The 20,425-nt window shown below is 70.3% G+C and carries 19 protein-coding genes; 7 read left to right on the top strand and 12 right to left on the bottom strand.

Translation table 11 applies throughout. The features are described from left to right. Together lgt and M3M54_RS09490 are read left to right on the top strand one after the other, a co-directional pair. On the top strand, positions 1–879 hold the full coding sequence (gene lgt / locus M3M54_RS09495; protein WP_249018801.1) for a prolipoprotein diacylglyceryl transferase: 879 nt from the start codon (positions 1–3) through the stop codon (positions 877–879). 260 nt (positions 880–1,139) lie between these two features. Beyond that, on the top strand, positions 1,140–2,489 hold the full coding sequence (locus M3M54_RS09490) for a transposase (RefSeq protein WP_249018800.1): 1,350 nt from the start codon (positions 1,140–1,142) through the stop codon (positions 2,487–2,489). Here M3M54_RS09490 and polX read toward each other — a convergent pair. Then, complete coding sequence (polX, locus tag M3M54_RS09485) at positions 2,411–4,126, bottom strand: DNA polymerase/3'-5' exonuclease PolX (protein WP_249018799.1); 1,716 nt, start codon at positions 4,124–4,126, stop codon at positions 2,411–2,413. The genes M3M54_RS09490 and polX overlap by 79 nt on opposite strands. A gap of 11 nt (positions 4,127–4,137) precedes the next feature. Beyond that, positions 4,138–5,643 carry an FAD-dependent oxidoreductase gene (locus M3M54_RS09480; RefSeq protein WP_249018798.1) on the bottom strand — a complete coding sequence of 502 codons (1,506 nt, stop codon included), beginning with the start codon at positions 5,641–5,643 and terminating at the stop codon, positions 4,138–4,140. A gap of 111 nt (positions 5,644–5,754) precedes the next feature. Here M3M54_RS09480 and trxA point away from each other — a divergent pair, with 111 nt between their 5' ends. Then, positions 5,755–6,084, top strand: coding sequence for a thioredoxin (trxA, locus tag M3M54_RS09475; RefSeq protein ID WP_249018797.1), 330 nt, complete (start codon positions 5,755–5,757; stop codon positions 6,082–6,084). A gap of 64 nt (positions 6,085–6,148) precedes the next feature. Here trxA and M3M54_RS09470 read toward each other — a convergent pair whose 3' ends face one another. Genes M3M54_RS09470 through ileS form a run of 4 tightly spaced genes read right to left on the bottom strand, consistent with a single transcriptional unit; the run spans position 6,149 to position 11,536 of the window. Then, positions 6,149–6,991 (bottom strand): biotin-dependent carboxyltransferase family protein, encoded by an 843-nt coding sequence (locus M3M54_RS09470; RefSeq protein ID WP_249018796.1) that lies wholly within the window; start codon positions 6,989–6,991, stop codon positions 6,149–6,151. A gap of 2 nt (positions 6,992–6,993) precedes the next feature. After that, positions 6,994–7,605: an allophanate hydrolase subunit 1 gene (locus tag M3M54_RS09465; protein ID WP_249018795.1), complete on the bottom strand. Its 612-nt coding sequence runs from the start codon at positions 7,603–7,605 to the stop codon at positions 6,994–6,996. A gap of 41 nt (positions 7,606–7,646) precedes the next feature. After that, entirely contained in the window at positions 7,647–8,378 is a 732-nt protein-coding gene (gene pxpA / locus M3M54_RS09460) for a 5-oxoprolinase subunit PxpA (protein ID WP_249018794.1), read from the bottom strand. 20 nt (positions 8,379–8,398) lie between these two features. Next, on the bottom strand, positions 8,399–11,536 hold the full coding sequence (ileS, locus tag M3M54_RS09455) for an isoleucine--tRNA ligase (protein WP_249018793.1): 3,138 nt from the start codon (positions 11,534–11,536) through the stop codon (positions 8,399–8,401). Between the two features lie 73 nt (positions 11,537–11,609). Here ileS and M3M54_RS09450 point away from each other — a divergent pair, with 73 nt between their 5' ends. After that, a complete protein-coding gene (locus M3M54_RS09450; RefSeq protein WP_249018792.1) occupies positions 11,610–12,449 on the top strand; it encodes an alpha/beta fold hydrolase in 840 nt (279 codons plus the stop codon). Between the two features lie 29 nt (positions 12,450–12,478). Here M3M54_RS09450 and M3M54_RS09445 read toward each other — a convergent pair whose 3' ends face one another. Beyond that, positions 12,479–13,165: an MBL fold metallo-hydrolase gene (locus tag M3M54_RS09445; protein ID WP_249018791.1), complete on the bottom strand. Its 687-nt coding sequence runs from the start codon at positions 13,163–13,165 to the stop codon at positions 12,479–12,481. Between the two features lie 107 nt (positions 13,166–13,272). Between M3M54_RS09445 and M3M54_RS09440 the strand changes: the two genes are divergently transcribed. From M3M54_RS09440 to M3M54_RS09430, 3 genes are read left to right on the top strand one after another with little or no spacing between them, the layout of a single operon-like run. Beyond that, positions 13,273–14,601: a lyase family protein gene (locus M3M54_RS09440; protein WP_249018790.1), complete on the top strand. Its 1,329-nt coding sequence runs from the start codon at positions 13,273–13,275 to the stop codon at positions 14,599–14,601. Between the two features lie 17 nt (positions 14,602–14,618). Then, a complete protein-coding gene (locus M3M54_RS09435; RefSeq protein WP_249018789.1) occupies positions 14,619–16,109 on the top strand; it encodes a SpoIID/LytB domain-containing protein in 1,491 nt (496 codons plus the stop codon). Positions 16,110–16,113: 4 nt separating this feature from the next. Continuing rightward, a complete protein-coding gene (locus M3M54_RS09430; protein ID WP_249018788.1) occupies positions 16,114–17,004 on the top strand; it encodes a 5'-3' exonuclease H3TH domain-containing protein in 891 nt (296 codons plus the stop codon). Positions 17,005–17,051: 47 nt separating this feature from the next. Here the strand turns inward: M3M54_RS09430 and ychF are convergent, their stop codons facing one another. Genes ychF through M3M54_RS09405 form a run of 5 tightly spaced genes read right to left on the bottom strand, consistent with a single transcriptional unit; the run spans position 17,052 to position 20,425 of the window. Beyond that, positions 17,052–18,131: a redox-regulated ATPase YchF gene (gene ychF / locus M3M54_RS09425; RefSeq protein WP_249021766.1), complete on the bottom strand. Its 1,080-nt coding sequence runs from the start codon at positions 18,129–18,131 to the stop codon at positions 17,052–17,054. Next, positions 18,128–18,646: a phosphatase PAP2 family protein gene (locus M3M54_RS09420; RefSeq protein ID WP_249018787.1), complete on the bottom strand. Its 519-nt coding sequence runs from the start codon at positions 18,644–18,646 to the stop codon at positions 18,128–18,130. Before M3M54_RS09420 ends, ychF begins: the two co-directional genes overlap by 4 nt. A gap of 30 nt (positions 18,647–18,676) precedes the next feature. Then, the gene (locus tag M3M54_RS09415; protein WP_249018786.1) at positions 18,677–18,898 is read right to left on the bottom strand and encodes a hypothetical protein; all 222 of its coding nucleotides are present in this window, start codon (positions 18,896–18,898) and stop codon (positions 18,677–18,679) included. Between the two features lie 19 nt (positions 18,899–18,917). Continuing rightward, positions 18,918–19,328 carry a methylmalonyl-CoA epimerase gene (gene mce, locus M3M54_RS09410; protein WP_249018785.1) on the bottom strand — a complete coding sequence of 137 codons (411 nt, stop codon included), beginning with the start codon at positions 19,326–19,328 and terminating at the stop codon, positions 18,918–18,920. Positions 19,329–19,330: 2 nt separating this feature from the next. Then, positions 19,331–20,425 (bottom strand): quinolinate phosphoribosyl transferase, encoded by a 1,095-nt coding sequence (locus M3M54_RS09405; RefSeq protein ID WP_249018784.1) that lies wholly within the window; start codon positions 20,423–20,425, stop codon positions 19,331–19,333.

Here is a 20,425-nt window from a genome sequence, read left to right as displayed (position 1 = left end):
ATGCCGAACACCCTGCACATCCCGCTTTTGGCCTACATCCCCAGTCCGCCGTTCAACGGCTTTTCGGTCGGGCCGTTCTTCTTCCACATCTACGGGATCTGCTATGTGCTGGCGGCGGCACAGGCGATCCTGATCACCCGCAAGCGCTGGTCCAAGCGGGGCGGCGACCCGGACCTGGTCTACGGCGTCGCCTGGTGGGGGTTCCCCGCCGGACTGGTCGGCGGCCGCATCTACTTCGACATCACAACCCCGAGTCAGATGCCCCACCACTGGTGGGGGCCGTTCGCGATCTGGGACGGCGGCATGGGCATCTGGGGCGGCGTCGCGCTCGGTGCCGCGGTTGGCTACTGGTACCTGCGCAAGCACGTCGGCCACCTGCAGGCCGACCGCTTCGTCAACGTGGTCACGCCCACGTTGCTGATCGGCCAGGCGATCGGCCGGATCGGCAACTACTTCAACCAGGAGCTCTACGGCAAGCCGTCAAAGCTGCCATGGGCGCTTGAGATCTCGCCGGCGCACCGTGTGCCCGGCTACGCGCATTACGCGACCTTCCAGCCTTCGTTCCTCTACGAGATGCTGTTTGACCTCTTCTGGGCCGGCGTGCTGATCTGGCTTGACAACCACAGGAAGGTGCGGCCGCCCGCGATCTTTCCGCTCTACGTGGCCGGCTACTCCGGCTACCGGATCTTCGAGGAGACGATCCGCATCGACTACTCGCAGTACATCCTCGGCATGCGCCTGAACTTCTGGGTGGCGATCATCGGCACCATCGCCGGGCTCGTCTGGTTTGCCCTGATCCAGTTCAGACGCCGCCCCGGCGGCCCCGCAGAGCCGCCAGATCACCCCACGAGAGCGTATTCGCAATCTGCGCAGGCGTGAGCCAGGCGCGGCGGGCGGTGGCGATGCCGTAGCGGGCGACCGCAAACCCGCTCGGGTTTCGCACTTTTGGGCCTGTAGCGGCATAGCGGCGTAGCAGGTGGTGGTGGTGGGCGGGGCCGTGGCGGGCTGGTGTGGCCTGTTGGCGCGGTGTCGGGGAAGGAGCATCGGCGGCTTGCGCGAAAGCGGTTGCTGTCAACATAACCCGTCCGTCGCGGCCAAGGGGAGGCACGCTGCGCGGCTTCTCTTGGAGGCTGCCGCCGATGCTCTGCGTCCCATCTTCGCTGAACGAGCTGCTTGTCCTGTTTGAGTCGTGTTTCACCCGTCCCACGTTTGAGACGTTCCGGGGGGTGTTGGTCGGTCAGGTCTCGCAGACCTCTCTGCGGTGCGTGACCGGGATGCTGACAGGCTCAAGGCTGTCGGGGGTGTGGCATCACGCGCGTTGCCACCGGTTCTTCGCCAATGCCCGCTGGTCCGTGGACGAGCTCGGGTTACGGCTCGCCTGCCTGATCGTTGAGCGCTTCACAGAACCGGGTGCGAGCGTGCTGGTCGCGGTCGACGACACGCTCCTGAAACGCAGGGGACGCCGGATCCACGGCACCTTCTGGCATCACGACGCGACCGCCAACAGCCGCTCAGGCTCGGTCGCGTGGGGGAACAACTGGATCGTGGCCGGGATCTGTGTCAAGCTGCCGTTCCTGCAGCGCACCGTATGTTTGCCGGTCCTGTTCCGGCTCTGGCAGCCGCGGCGCGAACAGTTCGTCAAGCAGCACAAGCCCGATCCTGAGCGGCCCGGGAAGGTCAAGCTGGCCAGGGAGATAGTCTGCCTGCTCGCCAAACGGCTGCCGGATCGCCAGATCAACGTGGTCGGTGACAGCGCCTACATCAGCCAGGCGTGGCGTGCTGCACCCAAGCGGGTGACGATCACATCGAGGCTGCGTAGCAACGCGGTGATCTACGCCCCTGCGCCGCCGCGCACCGGCAAACGCGGCCGGCCACGCAAATGGGGCAAACAGCTTGAAAGCGTTCAACAGATCGCAGCCGACCCCGCCACCGAATGGGTAAAGACGACCGTCAGGCGCTACAGCAAAACCGAGACGCTCGAGCTGGCTGAGATCAACTGCCTGTGGGAGCCGCTCGGCGCCGAAACCCCGGTCCGTGTGATCCTCGTCAAAGACGACACCAAGCCGTGCGGCTACCAGATCGCGCTGATCACCACCGACCTTCACGCCACCGCCGCGCAGATCGTCGAACGCTACGCAGACCGCTGGCCGATCGAAGTCGCCTTCCAGGACGGCAAAGAACTGTTCGGCGTCGGTGATGCCCGCAACCGGACCGAGAAAGCCGTGCAACGGACCGTCCCATTCCAGTTCTTGGCGATGGACCTCACGATCATCTGGTACGCGCTCTACGGACATCACCCCGACATCGTCACAGAGCATCGCGCCCGCGCCCCCTGGTACCTCTCCAAGACCACCCCATCATTCCAGGACATGCTCGCCAAGCTACGACGAGTGATCATCGCCACCCAATTTCAACCCGAACAGGCCCGAACCCCCACAACCCAGGAAATCAACCAAGTCCAGCAAGCATGGGCAGCCGCCGGCCTATGAACTGCGAAACCCGAGAACCCGCCCGGTCGGTGGGCGTCGCAGTTGATCACCAGCCGGATCCCCGCCTGCGCCGCCGCCTGCGCGTGATGCTCGTTCAGGTCGCGCCGCTCGGGGTTTGCGTTGATCTCGAGCATCGTCCCGGTGCGCGCGGCGGCCTCGAGCACCGCGTCGAGATCGAACTCGTAGGGCTCACGCTCGAGCAGCTTGCGACCGCTCAGGTGGCCGATGCAGTCAACGGACGGGTGCTCGATCGCGCTGAGGATGCGCCCTGTCATCGCCGCCGCCGGCATTCGGAAGGACGTGTGCACGCTCGCCACCACCCAGTCGAGCTCGGCCAGCAGCGCGTCGGGGTAGTCGAGGCTGCCGTCGGGCAGGATGTTCACCTCCGAGCCGATCAGCAGGCGAAAGCCCTCGAGCGTCCCGTCCAGCTCGCGCGCCCGCTCGATCTGTCTGCGCAGCTCGTCGGCGGAGACGTCGGCGCCGAACCCCATGGACGCCGAGTGATCGGTGATCGCGAGGTACTCGTAGCCGGCGGCGGCCGCCGCGGCGGCCATCTCCTGCATCGACGCGGTGCCGTCGGAGGCGACCGTGTGGCAGTGCAGATCCCCCTTCAGGTCGCTGGCGCGCACGAGCCTGGGCAGCGTGCCGGCCAGCGCCGCCTCGATCTCACCGCGTCCCTCGCGCAGCTCGGGCTCGATGTAGTCCATGCTGAGCAGCGCATACACCTCCGCCTCGCTGGCGCAGCGGTGGGTGAGGCCGGTTGCGTCCTCCAGCACGCCGTATTCGGATATGTGCAGCCCGCGGCGCACGGCGTACTCGCGCAGCGCGACGTTGTGCTCCTTGGAGCCGGTCAGGTGCTGCAGCGCGTCCCCGAACTGGTCGTCTGTGACGATCCGCACGTCCACGCTCACGCCGCTGTGGGTCCTGATGCGCACCGCGTGGGTTCCGGGGGTGGATGAATCCTGCACCTGTGGCAGCGCCGCAACTGCGGCCGCAAGCACCGCCGGGTCATCGGCGGTGGCCACGATGTCAAGGTCCTTGACGGTCTCTGCCATGCGCCGCGCCGAGCCCGCCAGGACCGCCTGCCCGCAGCCCTTGACGGCGCCGATCGCGTGGATCAGCTCATCGCCGACGGCGAGCGCGCGGCTGAGCAGCATGCGCGTCGGCGGGCCCGTGCGCGCATAGGTCTCGGCCGCCTCGAGCAGCGCCTGCTCGGCGCGCTCGCCGAATCCCCTGAGGGCGCTGATCCGGCCCTGCTGGGCGGCGCTGCGCAGCGCATCAAGTGAGTCGATCCCCAGTTCCTCATAGAGCCGCCGGGCCCGCTTGGGCCCGAGTCCTGGCAGCTTGGTGAGCTCGACCAGCCCCGGCGGAAAGCGTGCCCGCAGCTTCTCGAGCGCGGGGATCGCGCCGTCGGTGGTCAGCGCGAGGATCTTCTCCTGCAGGGTCGCGCCGATGCCCGCAAGCTCGGTGGCGCGTCCCGCGAGCGCCAGCTCAGCGACCGACACGGAGGTCTCCCGCACGGCTCGCGCGCCGTTGCGGTAGGCGATGATCCGGTGGATGCTCGCACCGTCGAGCTCGTAGAGGTCGCCGAGCTCGTCGAGCGCCGCGGCTATCTGGCTGTTGGTCGGTGTACCCACCGCGCCGGGCGTCAGCCCGCTCGGTCCGCGGCCGCACCGCCTGCCGCAGGCAGGTTGCGGCCGTGGGGTTTGTACTCGTAGCCGGTGGGGTCCATCCCCGCCAGCACGCGGTCCAGAACTCGCGGCCTCTGACCCAGGTCCTCGCTGTGCTCCTTGCGCGCCACCGCCGCTCTGACGATGCGTCCGCCGAGGTAGCGGATCGGCTCCGGTGGCAGCCAGCGCTGTGGCACCGTCCGCAACGCCGCCGGCAGCCCCGCGTCGCCACCCTCGGCGAGCATCTGCGCGAGCAGCTCGCCGGCGAGCCGCGACGGGCCGACGCCGTCGCCGGAGAAGCCTGCGCAGGCCAGCACGCTTGGGGCGTCACGCAGCCGCACGAAGAACGGCAGCCCGCTCAGCGAGTAGTCGATCGGGCCGCTCCACGACGCCTGTACCGGCAGGTCCCAGAGCGTCGGGTAGGTGCGCAGCAGCTGGCTGCGAATCAGCGCCTCGCGGCGGCCGGGATGATCGAAGCTGGCGCCGAAGCGGTTGCCGTAGGCGAGCGTGCCGCCGCCCTTGCCGAACACGATGCGACCCTCGGCGGTGGCGTGGTAGTAGTTCACCAGCCGGCGTCCGTCTGAGATGCAGACCCCCGGCGTGATACCAGCCTGTGTGAGCCGCTCCGGTGCCGGCGCGGTGGCGATCACGTCGCTTGCGACCACCACCAGGCCGGCGCCGATCTCTGGGATCCCCGCCGCCCAGGCGTTGGTCGCCAGGAGCACCTGCTCAGCCTGGATCGAGCCGCCGTCGAGCACCACGGCGGTGCGCCTGCCGTGCTCGATCGCCCGTACCTGCGAGTGTTCGTGGACGTGCACGCCCGCCTCGCGCACGGCGCGGGCCAGCTCGCGCGCGAGCTTCGCGGGCTGGACGCTCGCCGAGACCGGCTCAAACAGGCCCGCGAGGTGCTGGGTCGATCCGGTCTTCGCCACCAGCTCGTTGTGGTCCAGTGGCCGGTAGGGTGAGGCGCCCAGCTTCTCAAGCAGGCGCACGGTCTGCTCCCATGACCCGACCTGCGCGGGGTTGGTTGCGGCCCAGACCCAGCCATCGAGGCTGAAGGCGTCGGCGATTCCGCGCTGCTCGCAGAACTCGCCGATGCTGCGCACCGCCTGCTCGGCGCGCGCGGCCAGCGAAAGCGCGTGCTCCGGGCCGCACAGCGCGACCAGGTGCTCAAAGTGCGCCCACCAGGTCAGCGCGAAGCCGCCGTTACGGCCGCTCGCGCCCGCCCCACAGATGTCGGCCTCGACCAGCGTGACGTCCGTGCCAGGCGCGCGCGCCTTCAGCTCAAGCGCCGTCCACATGCCGGTGAAGCCGCCACCGACGATGCATACGTCCGTGTGTGACTCGCCGAGCACCGCGCTCTGTGCGCCCGGATCCTCGCCGGCCAGGGCCTGCTCGAGCCACAGCGAGCGGCGCCCGTGGGTGCGCACGGGCCGCGCGGGCAGCGAGATCATGCCGCTTTGGGCTTGGCGACGGCCGAGCACCCTGACAGGATGACGCTTGTTGGGTCCGCGTGCGTTCTCCCGGCGCGGACAGGCACGCAAAGCAGGCGCTATATTTTGTAAAGCGACAAGGTAAACCCGAGAGGAGCCGCGATGGCTGGCAACGTTTCAGAGGTAACAGACAACAATTTCCAGGCTGAGGTGCTCGAAGCCGATCTGCCGGTGCTCGTGGACTTCTGGGCGCCGTGGTGCGGACCCTGCCGCATGGTCAGTCCGGTTGTCGAGGAGATCGCAGCCGACAAGCAGGGCAAGCTCAAGGTCTCGAAGCTGAACACCGACGAGAACCAGCAGACCGCGATCCGTTACAACGTGATGTCGATCCCGACGCTGATCGTCTTCAAGAACGGCCAGGAGATCAAGCGCGTCGTGGGCGCCTACCCCAAGAAGCGCCTCGAGGCTGAACTCGAGCCTGCGCTCGCCTAGCCTCGCCCCCGGGGCGCCGGTCCCGCTGGACCGCGCCCCGGCCGGGCCTGGCGCCCGGCCCGGCTCAGGGCCGCACGCTCGCGGCGCACAGCCGCAGACGCGCACCGGGGCGCAGCTGCGCGGCCAGGGCGATGTCCTCGCTGTGCACCACCGCGATCACGGGATAGCCGCCGGTCGTCGGATGATCGGCCAAGAGCAGGATCGGCCGCCCGTCCGGCGGCACCTGGATCGCTCCCGGAACAAGTCCCTCGGAGCGCAGCTCGCCTGCGCGGGCGCGCTCCAGTCTCGGCCCGCAGAGCGCCAGACCGATCCGGTTTGCCTGGTGGCTCACGGTGAACTCTTCGCCGGTCAGCCACGCGAGCGCCTGGGCCGTGAACCAGTCCGCGCGAGGTCCAAGCAGCACACGCAGCACGGGTTCCCTAGCGGGCGGGTTGACCACGGCCGGCGGCTTGGATCGGGACGCTCCGCGACCCAGTTCGATCACCTCCCCCGCTCGCAGCGGCTCAGGGCCGAGCCCGGTGAGCGTGTCGGTGGCGGCGCTGCCGAGGGTCAGCGGCGCGCGGATGCCGCCGGCGAAGGCGATGTAGGTCCGCAGCCCGCGGTTCGCTGTGCCGACCCGCAACTCCGCGCCGGCCGCGAGCTCGATCGGCTCGTTCATCGCCAGCCCACGGACCGGTGCCCCGGCGAGCGCGACCACCGCTGGCCCGTCAAAGCGCAGCCACGGGCCACCCAGCGTCGTCTCGAGCGCGACCGCCCCGTCGTCGTTGCCGACCAGGCGGTTTGCCAGCACCAGCGCCGGGCGGTCGGCCGCGCCTGACCGGGGCACGCCGATGTGCGCATATCCGGGGCGGCCGAGGTCCTGCAGCGTCGTCAGCGGCCCCGGCGAGATGACCTCGACCCGCGTCATGCTCAGATCGGCTCGAAGCGCACGGACATGCCCGGCTCAAGCAGCGCCGGCGGGTCGCGCTGCGGGTCAAAGAGTCTCAGCTCGGTGTGACCGAGCAGGTTCCAGCCGCCGGGGGAGGCTTGCGGGTAGATGCCGCAGTAGCCGGCCGCCACCGCCACCGAGCCCGCCGGCACGCGCGTGCGCGGCGTGGCGCGGCGCGGCAGCTCAAGCAGCGGCGATGACGGCTCGCAGATCAGGTACGGAAACCCGGGCGCGAAGCCCATGAACGCGACCGTGTACTGCGCGCCGGCGTGCAACGCCACGACGGCCTCGACGCTCACGCCCAGCGCGGAGGCGACCGCCTCGAGGTCCGCGCCGTCGTAGCGGACATCGATTTGGACCAGCTCGTGGGGCATCTCATCGGCAGCCTCGAGCCCATCCAGGTCGATTCGCACAGGCCCATCGCGTCCCACCACGAGCAGCGTCTGATGACCGGGCACGACCTCGGCGAGCGCCTCGCCGTAGCGGGCCCTCACGAGCGCCGCGGCAGCGTGAACCAGGCGGTTGTCTGCCAGCTCGATCAGCAGCGCGCGGTCGCCGACCGGCCGGGTGCGATTCTGGGCGTGGTCGGTCATCGCCTCAAAGAAAGCGTCCTGTATCGCCGCGCGAGCCCGCCTCAGGCAAACGGCCGGATCTCAAAGCCCGCGCCGATCAGCCGGTCGCGCAGCGACACCGCCAGCGCCGCGGCGCCCGGCGTGTCGGAGTGCAGGCACAGCGAGCGAAAGCGGCCGCCGCGCGCCAGCTCAAGCCCCTGCGTGAGCGCCGCCTGCGCGCCCAGCACCGCTCCCGCCTGCGTGCGCGGTACAAGCGAACCGTCGGCGCGGTAGGCACGGTCGGCGAACCCCTCGGCAAAGCCGGCGATCCCGTGCTCCGCGGCCGCCTTTAGAAGCTCCGAGCCGGGCGGCGCGAGCAGCGCGAGGTCCGGCGCTGCAGCCGCCACCGCGCGGGCGAGCGCCCGAGCGGTGACCGGATCGACGGCAGCCCGGTTATACAGCGCCCCGTGCGGCTTGACGTAGCGCACACTTCCGCCCGCGAGCACGGCGGTCGCCTCGAGCGCCGCGATCTGCTGAGCCACGTGGTCGGCAAGGACATCGGGTGAAACGTCCAGCTCGCGGCGCCCGAACCCCTCGCGGTCAAGGTAGGAGACGTGCGCCCCGATCGCCTTGCGCAGGCGCACGGCCGCCTCGCACAGGCGGCGCATGGTCTCACCGTCGCCGGCGTGAAAGCCGCAGGCCACGCTCACGCTCGAGACGCCGGCCATGATCGCCTCGTCGCCGGCCACGCCAGCGGCGCCGGGACGCTCACCGACATCGGCGTTCAGGTCGATCACAGGGGCGGAGTCGTCCATCCGCTCGCGCCCGCCAAGCCTCAGGCCCGCGCCAGGGCGAGGCGCAACGTCAGGCCGTCGATCGTGACCGGGCCGCCCGTGGCCTCATCCTCGCCGACGGATCCGTATGTGAGACTCACCGCGAGCACCTCCCCGGCCAGGTAGCGCTCGTGCTCGCGTGCGGCGGCAAGCAGCTCTTGCGCTCCATCAAGGGTCAGCTCGATCCGGTCGGATACCTCAAGGCCCGCCGTGCGGCGTGCGGCCTGGACGGCGTGCACGATCTCCCGCGCCCAGCCCTCGGCGCGCAGCGAATCGTCGATCTCCAGCTCGAGCGCGACCGCGTGTGAGCCTTCGCGCTCCACCTGGTAGCCGGCCAGCGGCCGCATCGAGACAAGCAGATCCTCGGCTCCGAGCGCGTGTTCGCTGCCGCCGACATCGATATGCACCGACTCGACGGCGCGCAGCGCGCGCGCCGTCGCCTCGGCGTTGAGCCCGGCGACCGCCGCCGCGACCATTGGCATCTGCGAGCCGAAGCGCGGCCCCAGGGTGCGGTAGTTGGGCTTGACCTCGACCTCGCCGAGCTCGTCGGCCTCGGAGACGAAGCGCAGCTCGCGCACGTTGAGCTCGTCGCGCACGATCTCTGAAAGCCGAACGATCGCCTCACGCTCCGCCCCCGCGGCCACGACCACGGCGGCGCGCAGCGGCTGGCGCAGCTTGACCTTCGCCTGGGCGCGGGCCGCCAGGCCGAGGCGCACCGTCTCGCGCGCGACGTCCATCGCGTCCTCAAGCGCCCCGTCGCGCGCCCCGGCGTCGACGGCCGGGAAGTCGCAGAGGTGCACGCTCGGCTCCTCGCCGCACAGGTTCCAGTAGATCTCATCGGCGATGAACGGCGTGAACGGCGCGAGCAGCTCAGACAGCGTCACCAGGATGTGGTGAAGCGTCGCCATCGCCGCCGGCTCGCCGTCCCAGAAGCGCCGGCGCGAGCGGCGCACGTACCAGTTTGAGAGCTCGTCCACGAAGGCCGCGATCGCGCGGCCCGAGCCGGTCGCGTCAAACGAGTCCAGCCCGCTCTGCACGACGGCCGTCGTCAACTGCAGGCGCGAGAGCGCCCAGCGGTCAAGCTCGCCCAGCTCGCTTGGCTCAGGCAGCGACAGCGACTCGCGTGAGACCCCGTTGGCGTTTGCGTAGAGCACGTAGAAGCCGTAGGTGTTCCAGACCGTCAAAAGGAACTGGCGCACCGCCTCGCCGATCGCCTCCATCGAGAAGCGGTAGCCGTCCCACGGGTACTTTGAGGTGAAGAAGTACCAGCGGAAGGCGTCGGCGCCGTGCGTGTCAAGCACCTCCCAGGGCTCGACGATATTGCCCTTTGACTTGCTCATCTTCTGGCCCTGCTCATCGAGGATCAGCCCCAGGCAGAGGACGTTGCGATATGAGCTCTCGCCGAACAGGAGTGTGGAGACTGCGAGCATCGAGTAGAACCAGCCGCGCGTCTGGTCAAGCGCCTCGCAGATGTAGTCGGCCGGGAAGTGCGCCTCAAACTCCTCATCGGCCCGCGCGGGTGCCGCGCCGGCGCGCGAAGGCATCGCCCCGTAGGAGGCAAACGGCATCGAGCCGGAGTCAAACCAGACGTCGATCACGTCGGGGACGCGCCGCATCGTCTCGCCGCAGTCCTGCGCCTGGCAGGCGAAGCTGACATCGTCCACGAACGGCCGATGTGGGTCCTTTAGCAGCGTGCCCGACAGCTCCTCAAGCTCGGTCAGTGAGCCGACCACATGGAGGTGCCCAGCGGGACACCTCCATACCGGTAGCGGCGTTCCCCAGTAGCGCTCGCGCGAGAGCGCCCAGTCGACGTTGCCCTCCAGCCAGTTGCCGAAGCGGCCGTGCTTGACGTGCGGCGGCTGCCAGCCGATCGTCTCGTTGGCGGCCAGAAGCTGGTCCTTGACCTGACTGGTGGCGATGTACCAGGAGGGCTTGGCGTAGTAGAGCAGCGCGGTGTTGCAGCGCCAGCAGTGCGGGTAGGAGTGCTCGTAGGGCTCTGAGCGCAACAAAAGCCCGCGGCGCTCGAGGTCCTCGAGGATCAGCGGGTCGGCCGCCTTCACGCCGATGCCGGCCCACGGCTTGATCCGCGGGCCGTAGGTGCCGTCGGGCAGCACCGGGTTGATCGGCTCAAGGCCGTTCTCCTGCCCGAGGCGGAAGTCATCCTCGCCAAAGGCGATCGCCGTATGCACCAGGCCGGTGCCGTCCTGCGCGGTGACGAAGTCGGCCGCAAGCACCGTGTGTGCGCGCTCGCCGTACTCGGCGCCGGGGATGAAGTCAAACGGCGGCTGGTAGCGCAGGCCGACAAGCGCGGCACCGGGGAAGCGCTCTGAGATCGTCACCTGCTCGCCGAACAGCCGCTTGGCCAGGGCTTCGGCGACGATGTAGCCATCGCCGGTCAGCACGTATGTGAGCTGCGGATCGACGGCGACGGCGGCGTTTGAGACAAGCGTCCAGGGGGTTGTCGTCCAGACCACGAGCTTGCCGCGCTCGCTGGGCAGGATCACGTAGGCGGACGGGTCAACCACATCCTGGTAGACGCCCGGCTGACCGAGCTCGTGGCTCGAGAGCGCCGTGCCGCAACGCGGGCAGTACGGCACGACCTTGAGGCGCTCGAACAAAAGCCCGCGGGTGTGGATCGTCTTGAGCGCCCACCAGACCGACTCGACATAGCTTGTGTCGAGTGTCCTGTAGGCGTGCTCGGTGTCCACCCAGAAGCCGATCCGCTCGGTCAGCGCGGTCCAGTCGTCGATGTGGCTGAGCACCACCTCGCGGCAGCGGGCGTTGAACTTCGCGATCCCGTAGCGCTCGATGTCGGCCTTCTCGGTCATCCCGAGCTCGCGCTCGACCGCCAGCTCGACCGGCAGCCCGTGGCAGTCCCAGCCGCCGCGCCGGTCGACCCGGTAGCCGCGCATCGTGCGGTAGCGCGGAAAGATGTCCTTGAACACCCGGGCCAGCACGTGGTGGGCGCCCGGCGCCCCGTTGGCGGTCGGCGGTCCCTCGAAGAAGCCCCAGCGCGGAGCGTCCGCGCGGCGCTCGAGCGACACCTTGAAGACCTCGTGCTCGCGCCAGCGCGCGAGCACGCGCTGCTCCATCTCCGGGAAGGAGGCGCGCGGGTCGACGGGCTGGTGCGGGCTGGTCATCGGGACGCCCGATTCTAGGCGGCGTTCGGCCCTGGCCCGCTGGCCAGGGCCGACGAGGGGCGATACTGCCCGCATGCGGTTGCGTCTGTACCACCATCGCGATGGGGCCCGGGTGGCCTACTGGGAGGAGGGCACCGGGCCGGCGCTCGTGTTGCTGCACTCACTTGGCCTCTCCCATCGCGAGTGGGCGCCGGTGGTCGGGGCGCTCTCGGGCCGCTTTCGCGTCGTCCTACCGGACCTGCCGTTGCACGGAGACTCTGAGGACCGGCCCCGTCACCCCTACACCCGAGCATGGCTGACCGAGGTGATGGCCGGCTTCTGCTCAGACGCCGGCGGGCCGCGGGCGTCGGTCGCCGGACACGATCTGGGCGCCGAGCTGGCGCTGCGGATGGTCGCGACCGGTTCCTACACACCTGCGCGCCTGGTGCTGCTGAACAACCGCATGCACCGGCCGGCGCCGTTCGGCGCCTGGCGCGGGCTGTGGCGCCTGGCGGCCGGGCTGGGGGCGCTGCCGGTGGCCGACCTGGCGCTCTCGCACGCCGCCCCGGTGCTGCTGCGACCGCGGCTTGGTGAGTACCTGAGTGCCCAGCACAACCCGGAGAGCCGCGACGCCGTGCGGCATGCGCTGGCCGACGTGCGCGGCAACACCAGCCGTGTGCGGGCCTGGGCCAAGTTCGCGCGTCGCTGGCCGTTTGAGGCGCAGCGCGACCTGCTCGACATCTACCCGCAGCTCAGCCTGCCCGTGCTGCTGCTGTGGGCGCAGGAGGATCCGCTGGCCCCGGTCGGCCTTGCGCGCGAGGCGCTTGACCTGATCCCCGCCGCGCAGCTGCGAACGCTGCCGGGCACAGGCTTTCTAATCGCCTATGACGACCCGGTCGGGCTCGCGCGCGAGCTGATCAGCTTCTGCGGCTGAGGGCCTCCGGGCCCCCTTGCTTGTGCCGCTCAGGCGGCGCGCCGCGCGCGGGCGATCGCCGCATCCATGTCGGCGACGGGCGCGCTCGTCGCGTGTCCGTGACCGACCGCCAGCAGCGTCGGCTCGAGCGCCCGCAACTGCGTCGCCGAGTCGAGTGCCTGCGCCCGGTCCCAGGTCGCAAACGCCGCCAGCGGGAAGCGTGGGGTGCCGTGGCTTGGCACCTCGAGGCGGCCCATCGCGGTGAAGGCGTCGCCCGTGATCAGGCTGCGGTCGCGGCGGTCCAGGAACGCGAGTTGTCCGGGCGTGTGGCCGGGGCAGGCGACCACCTCAAGGCTGCCCACGATGTCGCCGGGTTCGAGCAGCACGTCCGCTTTGGTCTCGAGCTTGGGCCAGCTGCCGCGCTTGCGACCGGGGATGTCGGTGGCCTCACCGCTCAGGATGCGCTGGTCTATCGCCGGCATCAGCACCGTCACGGCGGCGCGGTCAAGCCGGCGGCAGAGCTGGTCCAGCGAGCCGACGTGGTCACCGTGGCCGTGGGTGAGCGCGATGCGGCGGATCGGTTGGCCCAGCGCGGCGGCCGCGTCGATCAGCTCGCCGGCCGCGTTCATCGCCGTGTCGACGAGCGTCAACCCGTCCTCCTCGAGCACGAGGTAGGCGTTGACGAAGCCGAGCTTGGTGAGCTGCGTGAGGTTGGCGGTCAGCTGCCTGGATTTCATCTGCGGCTCTCCGATCTGATGTTGAACGCCGGATGTTGCCGATCCGCGCAGCGAATGGGCAGGCGGTAGCGTTGCAGACCAAGCCATACCGAGGTGAAAGGATCAGCGTGAGCACTGACGAGCGAGAACAACTGTGGGGCGGCGAGACCACCAAGGCGGTGGCCAACTTCCCGATCTCCGGCGAGCCGATTCCGGCGCCGGTGATCCGCTGGCTCGGCCGCATCAAGGCCGCGGCCGCGCGGGTCAACGCGGAGCTTCACCTGCTCGACGCCGAGCTGGCGCAGCGCGTCGCCGCGGCGGCTGACCGCGTTGCAGCCGGAGAGTTTGACGACCAGTTCCCGATCGACGTCTTCCAGACGGGCTCGGGAACCTCCTCGAACATGAACGCCAACGAGGTGATCGCCAAGCTCGCGGGCGCGGGTGTGCACCCCAACGACCACGTCAACATGGGGCAGTCCTCAAACGACGTCTTCCCCTCAGCCGTGCATCTGTCGGCGCTCGGCGAGGCGACCAACGACCTGCTGCCGGCGCTTGCGGCGCTCGAGTCCGCACTGTCCGCCAAGGCCAGCGAGTTTCACGACATCGTCAAGTCGGGTCGCACCCACCTGATGGACGCGGTGCCGGTCACGCTCGGACAGGAGTTCTCGGGCTACGCGGCGCAGGTGCGCCTGGCGGCGCGGCGTGTGCGCCTGGCGCTGCCGCAGGTCGCCCAGATCCCGCTCGGCGGCACCGCCACCGGCACCGGCCTGAACACCCACCCCGAGTTCGCTGCCCGGGTGAGGGCGCTGCTGAGCGCCTCCACCGGCCTTGAGATCTCGGCGCCCGAGGACCCCTTCGAGGCGCAGGGCAACCGCGACGCCCTGGTCGAGCTCTCGGGCGCGCTGAAGGTGATCGCCGTCTCCTTCACCAAGATCGCAAACGATCTGGCGCTGATGGGATCCGGTCCGCGCGCGGGGATCGGCGAGATCCTCCTGCCGGAGCTGCAGAAGGGCTCATCCATCATGCCCGGCAAGGTCAACCCGGTGATCGCCGAGGTGACCCTGCAGGTGGCAGCCCAGGTCGTGGGCAACGACGCGGCGATCACGCTGGCCGGCAGCCAGGGCAACTTTGAGCTCAACGTGCGCGTGCCGCTGATCGCGCGCAACCTGCTCGAGTCGATCCGGCTGCTGGCTGCCGCCGCGCGTGTGCTCGACGAGAAGTGCGTGCGCGGCATCCAGGCCAACCTCGCGGGTTGTGAGCGCTCGGCGGAGTCGACGCTGGCCGCCGCGACCGCGCTGAACCCCTACATCGGCTACGACCGCGCCACCGAGATCGTCAAGCAGGCGGCCGCCTCGGGTCGGCTGCTGCGCGAGGTCGCCTACGAGCAGGGCGTGGACGAGGAGACCTACAACCGGGCCATGGACCTGCGCAAAATGGCGCAGGGAAACCTGAGCTGAGCGTCGAAGCACAAACGGTGTCGCTCAGCATCGGAGGTAGGCCGTTGGGCGCGGCGCGGGCGCGGGCCGCGCTGCTCGCGCTGTGTGCCGCCGCGCTCCCGCTGATCTCCGCGGCGCCGGCGCGCGGCGCGGGCGGGCTCTACATCTCCGGCGCGGGCTCCGGCCCAGGTGCCGGCATGAGCCAGTACGGCGCGGCCGGCTATGCGCTGCACGGCGAGAGCTACCAGCAGATTCTGAGCGACTACTACGCGCAGACGACGATCGGTGAGGTCAATCCCAGGCATGTGGTCACCGTGCTGCTGCGGGCCGGTGGCGAGCCGAGCTTCAGCGGCGCCACGCGCGTCGCCGGCACGCGCGTGCGCCTGCACGCGGGCATCCGCTACAGCGTCCTTGCGGCGGGCGCGGGTCTGCGGCTGGTCGCAGCCGGCGTGACCGTGGGGGTGTTCAGCGCACCGCTGGTGGTGCGCGGGCGCCGAGCGCTTGAGCTTGTGGGCAGCGGGCGCTATGACGGCGCGCTGATGTTCAGGCCGAGCCCCCGCGGCCGGGGGGTGATGACGGTCAACGCCGTCGGTCTGGAGGACTATGTGCGCGGCGTGGTCGCTTCCGAGATGCCGCCGAGCTGGCCGGCGCAGGCGCTTGCGGCACAGGCGGTGGCGGTACGCAGCTACGCGTACGCCTCCGTGCCGGTCTCGCCCTACTACGAGCTCTACTCAAGCGCGCGTTCGCAGCTGTACCTCGGCGTCAGGGCGCAGACGCCCGCCACCGACGCGGCTGTCGCCGCCACCCGCGGGCAGGTCGTCGAGTATCAGGGGATCCCGGTCGTCACCTATTTCTTCGCGAGCTCCGGCGGGGAGACCGAGAGTGTGCAGAACGTTTTTGCAGGAGCGCCCGAACCGTGGCTGGTCGGCACGTCCGACCCCTACGACGACTCGCTTAACAACCCCTACTACCGCTGGCGGCGCACGCTCAGCCTGCGCGTGGCGCAGGCGCGTCTGCGGCGGCTGGTGCGCGGCAGACTGCGTGGCATCAGGGTCATTCAGCGCGGCGTCTCGCCGCGCATCGTGCGTGCCGAGGTGGTCGGCACCCGGGGCTCGGTGAGCGTGAGCGGTCTCACGCTGAGCGGGCTGCTCGGTACGCCGAGCACGTGGATGTCGCTGACGACGGTGACCGCGCAGGGCGTGCGGACGAGCACCACGCCTGAGCCGACCACCAGCAGCCCGGGTGCGTCCAGCCCCACCACCACGACCACCACCCAGACCACCGGCGGTGGCGGCCTGGCGCAGGCCCGCCGCGCCGCCCGCGCCAGACGCCTGCTGGTCTCGGGGTCGGTTTTCCCCGTGACCCGCGGCGCGCGCGTACGCGTCGAGCGTCTGGTCGGCGGCAGGTGGTCTGCGGCCGGGTCGGTGAGCCCCGTTGCCACGGGCCGCTATGCGCTGGCGGTTGCCGCGCCGGGCCGCTACCGCGTGCTCTATGCGGGTGTCACTGGACCGGTGGTCAAGGTCGGCTGAGGCGATGAGCGGGCCGCTGTTGGTGGTGGACGCGCCGTTTGTGCTCTACCGCTCCTTCTTCGGCCTGCCGGAGACGATCCGCTCAAGCGACGGTCAGCCGCGCAATGCGCTGCTCGGCGCGTGCAACCTGCTGCTGCGCGTCGCTGCCGAGACCTCGCCCCGGGCCGTGATCACCTGCTTCGGGGCCGAGCAGGCGCCCTACCGGGTGGCGCTCCACGGCGGCTACCACGCCCAGCGCCCGCCGATGCCGGATGCGCTGGCCGACCAGTGGTCGTTGGCGCCGGGCCTGTTTGCCAGCTTTGGCTGGCAGCCTCGTGACGCCGGCGAGCTCGAGGCCGACGATCTGCTCGGGGCGCTCGCCCGCGCCGAGGCCGCCGCCGGCGGCGAGACCCTGATCCTGACCGGTGACCGTGACCTGTATCAGTGCGTCGACGACCGTACGCGCGTGCTCTACCTGCGGCAGGGCAGCGCCGGCTTCGAGACTGTGGATGAGGCAGAGGTCAGGCGCCGCTACGGCGTCTCACCGGCACTCGTGCCCGATTTCATCGCGCTGCGCGGCGACCCCTCAGACGGGCTGCCGGGCGCGCCCGGAATCGGTGCGAAGACCGCCGCGGCATTGCTCGCGCGTCACGGCTCGCTGGAGGCGCTGCTCGGGGACGTGGCGAGCGATGACTGTGGCGAGCGCCCGCGGATCGCCGCGATCCTGCGCGAGCACTCGCCGGCGCTGCGTCGCTATCGTGAGATCGCCACCCTGGTGCCGCTGGCTGTTGAGCGCCCGCGCGATGCGCAGACCGATCTGCGCGCCGCTGCAGCGGCGGCCGCCGCGCTCGGCATGGGCAACCTGGCCGGCCGGCTCGAGTCCGCTGTGTCAGTCGCGGACCTGCGAATGCGCTGAGGACGGCCCCGCGCCGACGCAGTTCAAGCAGCCATGAGGGCAGCGGCTCAGGGCGTGAACTTGACGGTGATCACGTCACCGTCCTGGATCGCGTAGTCGCGGCCCTCGAGCCGCAGCGCGGCGTGCTCGCGCGCGCCGGCGTAGCCGCCGAACTGCACGAGTGCCTCCCAGGAGACGACCTCGGCGCGGACGAAGCCGCGCTGAATGTCTGAGTGGATCTGGCCGGCGGCGTGCCAGGCGCTGAGTCCACGGCGCAGATGCCAGGTCTGTGCCGGCTTGTCCTCGCCGGCGGTGAAGAAGGCGATCAGGTCAAGCAGCTCAAAGGCGCTGCGCACGACCTTCTGCAGGCCCGACTGCTCGAGCCCGAACTCGGCGCGCAGCTCCGCTGCCTCCGCCGCCTCGAGCGCCCCCAGCTCAGACTCCAGGCGCGCGGAGACCGCCACCGCGCGGGCGCCCTGGGAAGCCGCGTAGTCGGCGATCGCGGCCGGCACGTCGCCCTCGCCCTCGTTGACGTTGGCGACGAACAGCACCGGCTTTGCGGTCAGCGAGCCGAGCAGTGTCACCGCGTCCGGAGCCTCCTCCGGCACCGGTACGGTGCGCACCGGCCTGCCTGCCCCGAGCGCCTCCACGACCTGCTCGAGCCAGTGCTGTTCGGCGATCGCGTGTCTGTCGCCGCCGCGCGCCTGGCGCACGACGCGCTCAAGCCGCCGCTGCGCCTGCTCCAGGTCCGCGTACATCAGCTCGGTCTCGATCGTCTCGATGTCGCGCAGCGGGTCGACGCTCCCCTCGGAGTGCACGATGCCGCTGTCGGTGTGGGCGCGCACGACGTGCAGCAGCGCGTCGGTCTCACGGATGTTGGCCAAAAACTGGTTACCGAGGCCCTCGCCCCTGTGCGCCCCGGCGACCAGGCCGGCGATGTCGTGGAAGGCGATCGTGTCCCAGACGATCTTCGAGGCGCGCACGGTCTGTGCGACCTGGCGCATGCGCTCGTCCTCCACCGGCACCACGGCGACGTTCGGCTCGATCGTCGTGAACGGGTAGTTGGCCGCCTCGGCGGCCACGCCTGTGAGCGCGCTGAACAGCGACGATTTGCCGGCGTTGGGCATGCCGACGATCCCGACCTTCATTGGCACCGCAGAAGCCTCCCGGTGACGGTGCCGAGCAGCGCGCCGGCGGCGACGTCGCTCGGGTAGTGCACACCCAGGTAGGGCCTGCTCGCCGCCATCAGGGTCGCGGTCGCATACAAAAGCGGTGTGGCCAGCGGCAGCGCCCGGCTGTAGGCGGCGGCGGCGGCGAACGAGGTGGTTGCGTGAGCGCTCGGAAACGACATGTCGGAGACCACCGGGGACAGCGCCGGCAGCCCTTCGAGTACCGGCCGTGGTCGCCTGGCGGTCAGCTTGACCGCGTAGTTGAGTCCGTAGGCGGCGCCCGTCACCGCCAGGCCGCGCCTGAAGGCACGCCGGCGCTCCGACCCGCGCGGGCTGAGCAAAAGGCCCGCGCCACCCAGCGCAAACCAGCAGGCGGCGTGTTCACCGGCGCGCGAGAACGTGCGCGCACCGGTGACCAGGCGCGGGTCCGCGTGGCCGCGTGTGCGGGCCAGGACGAGCAGCCGGCGGTCGAGTGCGACCGCCGGCGCGAGCATGGTCCTCAAGGCGTTCAGCGCTTCCAGTCCTCAGAAGCCGACGCGGTGCTCGTCGTTTTCGACCAGCAGGTAGTCAACGCGCGTGAGGTCGAAGCTGACCGTCGCGTCCTCGGCGTGCAGCTCGTGCCAGCCGCCGCTCTTGCCGAGCACCTCCCGCAACCGCTCGAGCTCCGCGCCGCGCACCCGCGCGGCCAGCGTCTGGCCGCCGTGGAAGCCGATGCTGATCTTCTGTGGCCTGTCCTCTGCGTTCATCTGCGAAGCTCCTCGCTTGTCAGTGGTGGTCTGAGGGTTGCACTAGCTCGGTCAGCACGCCGCCGGTGGCGGACGGGTGCATGAACGCGACCCGTGAGCCGCGGATCCCGTCGCGTGGCCGCGCGTCGATCAGGCGCGTGCCCGCAGCCGACAGACTAGCCAGCGCTGCCTCGATGTCACTTACACGGTAGGCCACGTGGTGCAGGCCGGGGCCACGCCGCGCGAGGAACCTGGCCACCGCGCCATCACCGCCGAGCGGCTCGAGCAGCTCCACGTGCGAGTCTCCGACATCGAGCAGCGCCGCCCGCACGCCCTGCTCGGCGAGCGTCTCGCGGTGCACCAGCACCATCCCCAGCACGTCGCGGTGAAAGGCCACCGCCGCCTCCAGATCGCTCACCGCGACGCCCACATGGTCGATCGCGTCGAACACCTCTACAGGACCCTCTCCAGCCGTGGGTTGGGGCGGTAGGAGCGTCCCGCCTTGGCGCACGGACGTCCGTCCACCATCACCACGTCGGCGGTGTAGTCGTTTTGACCGCGGATCAGTGACGAGCCGACACCGTAGGCGTCAACCGGCACGCCGAGCCGTTCGAAGCGGTCGATCTTCTCTGCCGTGAAACCACCGCTGACGACGATCCGAACGTCGCCAAAACCGGCGCCGTCCAGCGCCTGGCGCACATTGGCAACCAGTTGCGGGTTCACGCCGCGCGGATCGAACTCGCCCATCGAGTCGATCAGCGAGCGGTCGACCATGCGCTCCGATGTATCGAGCCTGACCCCCCACAGCTGCGGTCCGAGCGCCCGCGCCACCTCGACCGCCGTGCGCGGACTGTCGTTGTCAAAGTCCACCAGCACGGTGATGTTCATCTCCGCGTGGAAGCGCTCCGCGAACACGCGCGCGGCTGCCACCGTGTCGCCGCCGTAGGCGGCGATCAGCCCGTGCGGAACGGTCCCGACGCCGCGCCCGCCCCACCAGGATGCCTGCGCGTCGGTGGAGACGCCAATCGCGCCCGCCACGTGCGCCGCCCAGCCGTCGCCGGTCTGCACGTGCCAGTGGTCGTGCCGGGCGGGGAAGTAGAGGATCGGCTTGCCGCGGGCGGCGCGCACGACCGCATCGACGTTGCGCATGATCAGCGAGCGGCGCGCCAGTGAGCCCAGATACACGGTCTCCAGGTGCGCGAACAGCGGGTACTCGCCCTCGATCGTCAGCACCGTCTCCCACGGCTCGATGGGATCGCCTTCATATAGCGCGTGCACCTCGAGCTTCTCCCAGCCAGGGATCCACCTGCCGTCCGGCCCCCGCTGGCCGGCAGCCAGCTTCAGCATCGCGATCGCCTCGTCGATCCCGCCCAGGCGCGAGTGATGCTTCTGGAAGACCTGCAGCAGCACCCGCGGGCGGTGGCCGACCTCCTCCAGGAGCTGCTTGGTGTAGACGAAGTACGCGTCCGAGTAGTAGCCCTCGCGCAGCCGCGCGACGGGCAGCCTGAAGACCTCGGGCGCAAGACGCGTGCGGGGGGCTGCTGACAT

The organism is Conexibacter sp. S30A1 (assembly GCF_023330665.1).
Lineage (GTDB): Bacteria > Actinomycetota > Thermoleophilia > Solirubrobacterales > Solirubrobacteraceae > Palsa-465.
The sequence above is the reverse complement of the archived record's forward strand: the minus strand, read 5'-3'. Positions and strand labels throughout refer to the sequence as shown.

Coding starts and splice junctions, on each gene's coding strand:
- lgt (WP_249018801.1), top strand. CDS start 1: ATGCCGAACACCCTGCACATCCCGCTTTTGGCCTACATCCCCAGTCCG.
- M3M54_RS09490 (WP_249018800.1), top strand. CDS start 1,140: ATGCTCTGCGTCCCATCTTCGCTGAACGAGCTGCTTGTCCTGTTTGAG.
- trxA (WP_249018797.1), top strand. CDS start 5,755: ATGGCTGGCAACGTTTCAGAGGTAACAGACAACAATTTCCAGGCTGAG.
- M3M54_RS09470 (WP_249018796.1), bottom strand. CDS start 6,991: ATGACGCGGGTCGAGGTCATCTCGCCGGGGCCGCTGACGACGCTGCAG.
- M3M54_RS09465 (WP_249018795.1), bottom strand. CDS start 7,605: ATGACCGACCACGCCCAGAATCGCACCCGGCCGGTCGGCGACCGCGCG.
- pxpA (WP_249018794.1), bottom strand. CDS start 8,378: ATGGACGACTCCGCCCCTGTGATCGACCTGAACGCCGATGTCGGTGAG.
- ileS (WP_249018793.1), bottom strand. CDS start 11,536: ATGACCAGCCCGCACCAGCCCGTCGACCCGCGCGCCTCCTTCCCGGAG.
- M3M54_RS09450 (WP_249018792.1), top strand. CDS start 11,610: ATGCGGTTGCGTCTGTACCACCATCGCGATGGGGCCCGGGTGGCCTAC.
- M3M54_RS09445 (WP_249018791.1), bottom strand. CDS start 13,165: ATGAAATCCAGGCAGCTGACCGCCAACCTCACGCAGCTCACCAAGCTC.
- M3M54_RS09430 (WP_249018788.1), top strand. CDS start 16,114: ATGAGCGGGCCGCTGTTGGTGGTGGACGCGCCGTTTGTGCTCTACCGC.
- ychF (WP_249021766.1), bottom strand. CDS start 18,131: ATGAAGGTCGGGATCGTCGGCATGCCCAACGCCGGCAAATCGTCGCTG.
- M3M54_RS09420 (WP_249018787.1), bottom strand. CDS start 18,646: ATGCTCGCGCCGGCGGTCGCACTCGACCGCCGGCTGCTCGTCCTGGCC.
- M3M54_RS09415 (WP_249018786.1), bottom strand. CDS start 18,898: ATGAACGCAGAGGACAGGCCACAGAAGATCAGCATCGGCTTCCACGGC.
- M3M54_RS09405 (WP_249018784.1), bottom strand. CDS start 20,425: ATGTCAGCAGCCCCCCGCACGCGTCTTGCGCCCGAGGTCTTCAGGCTG.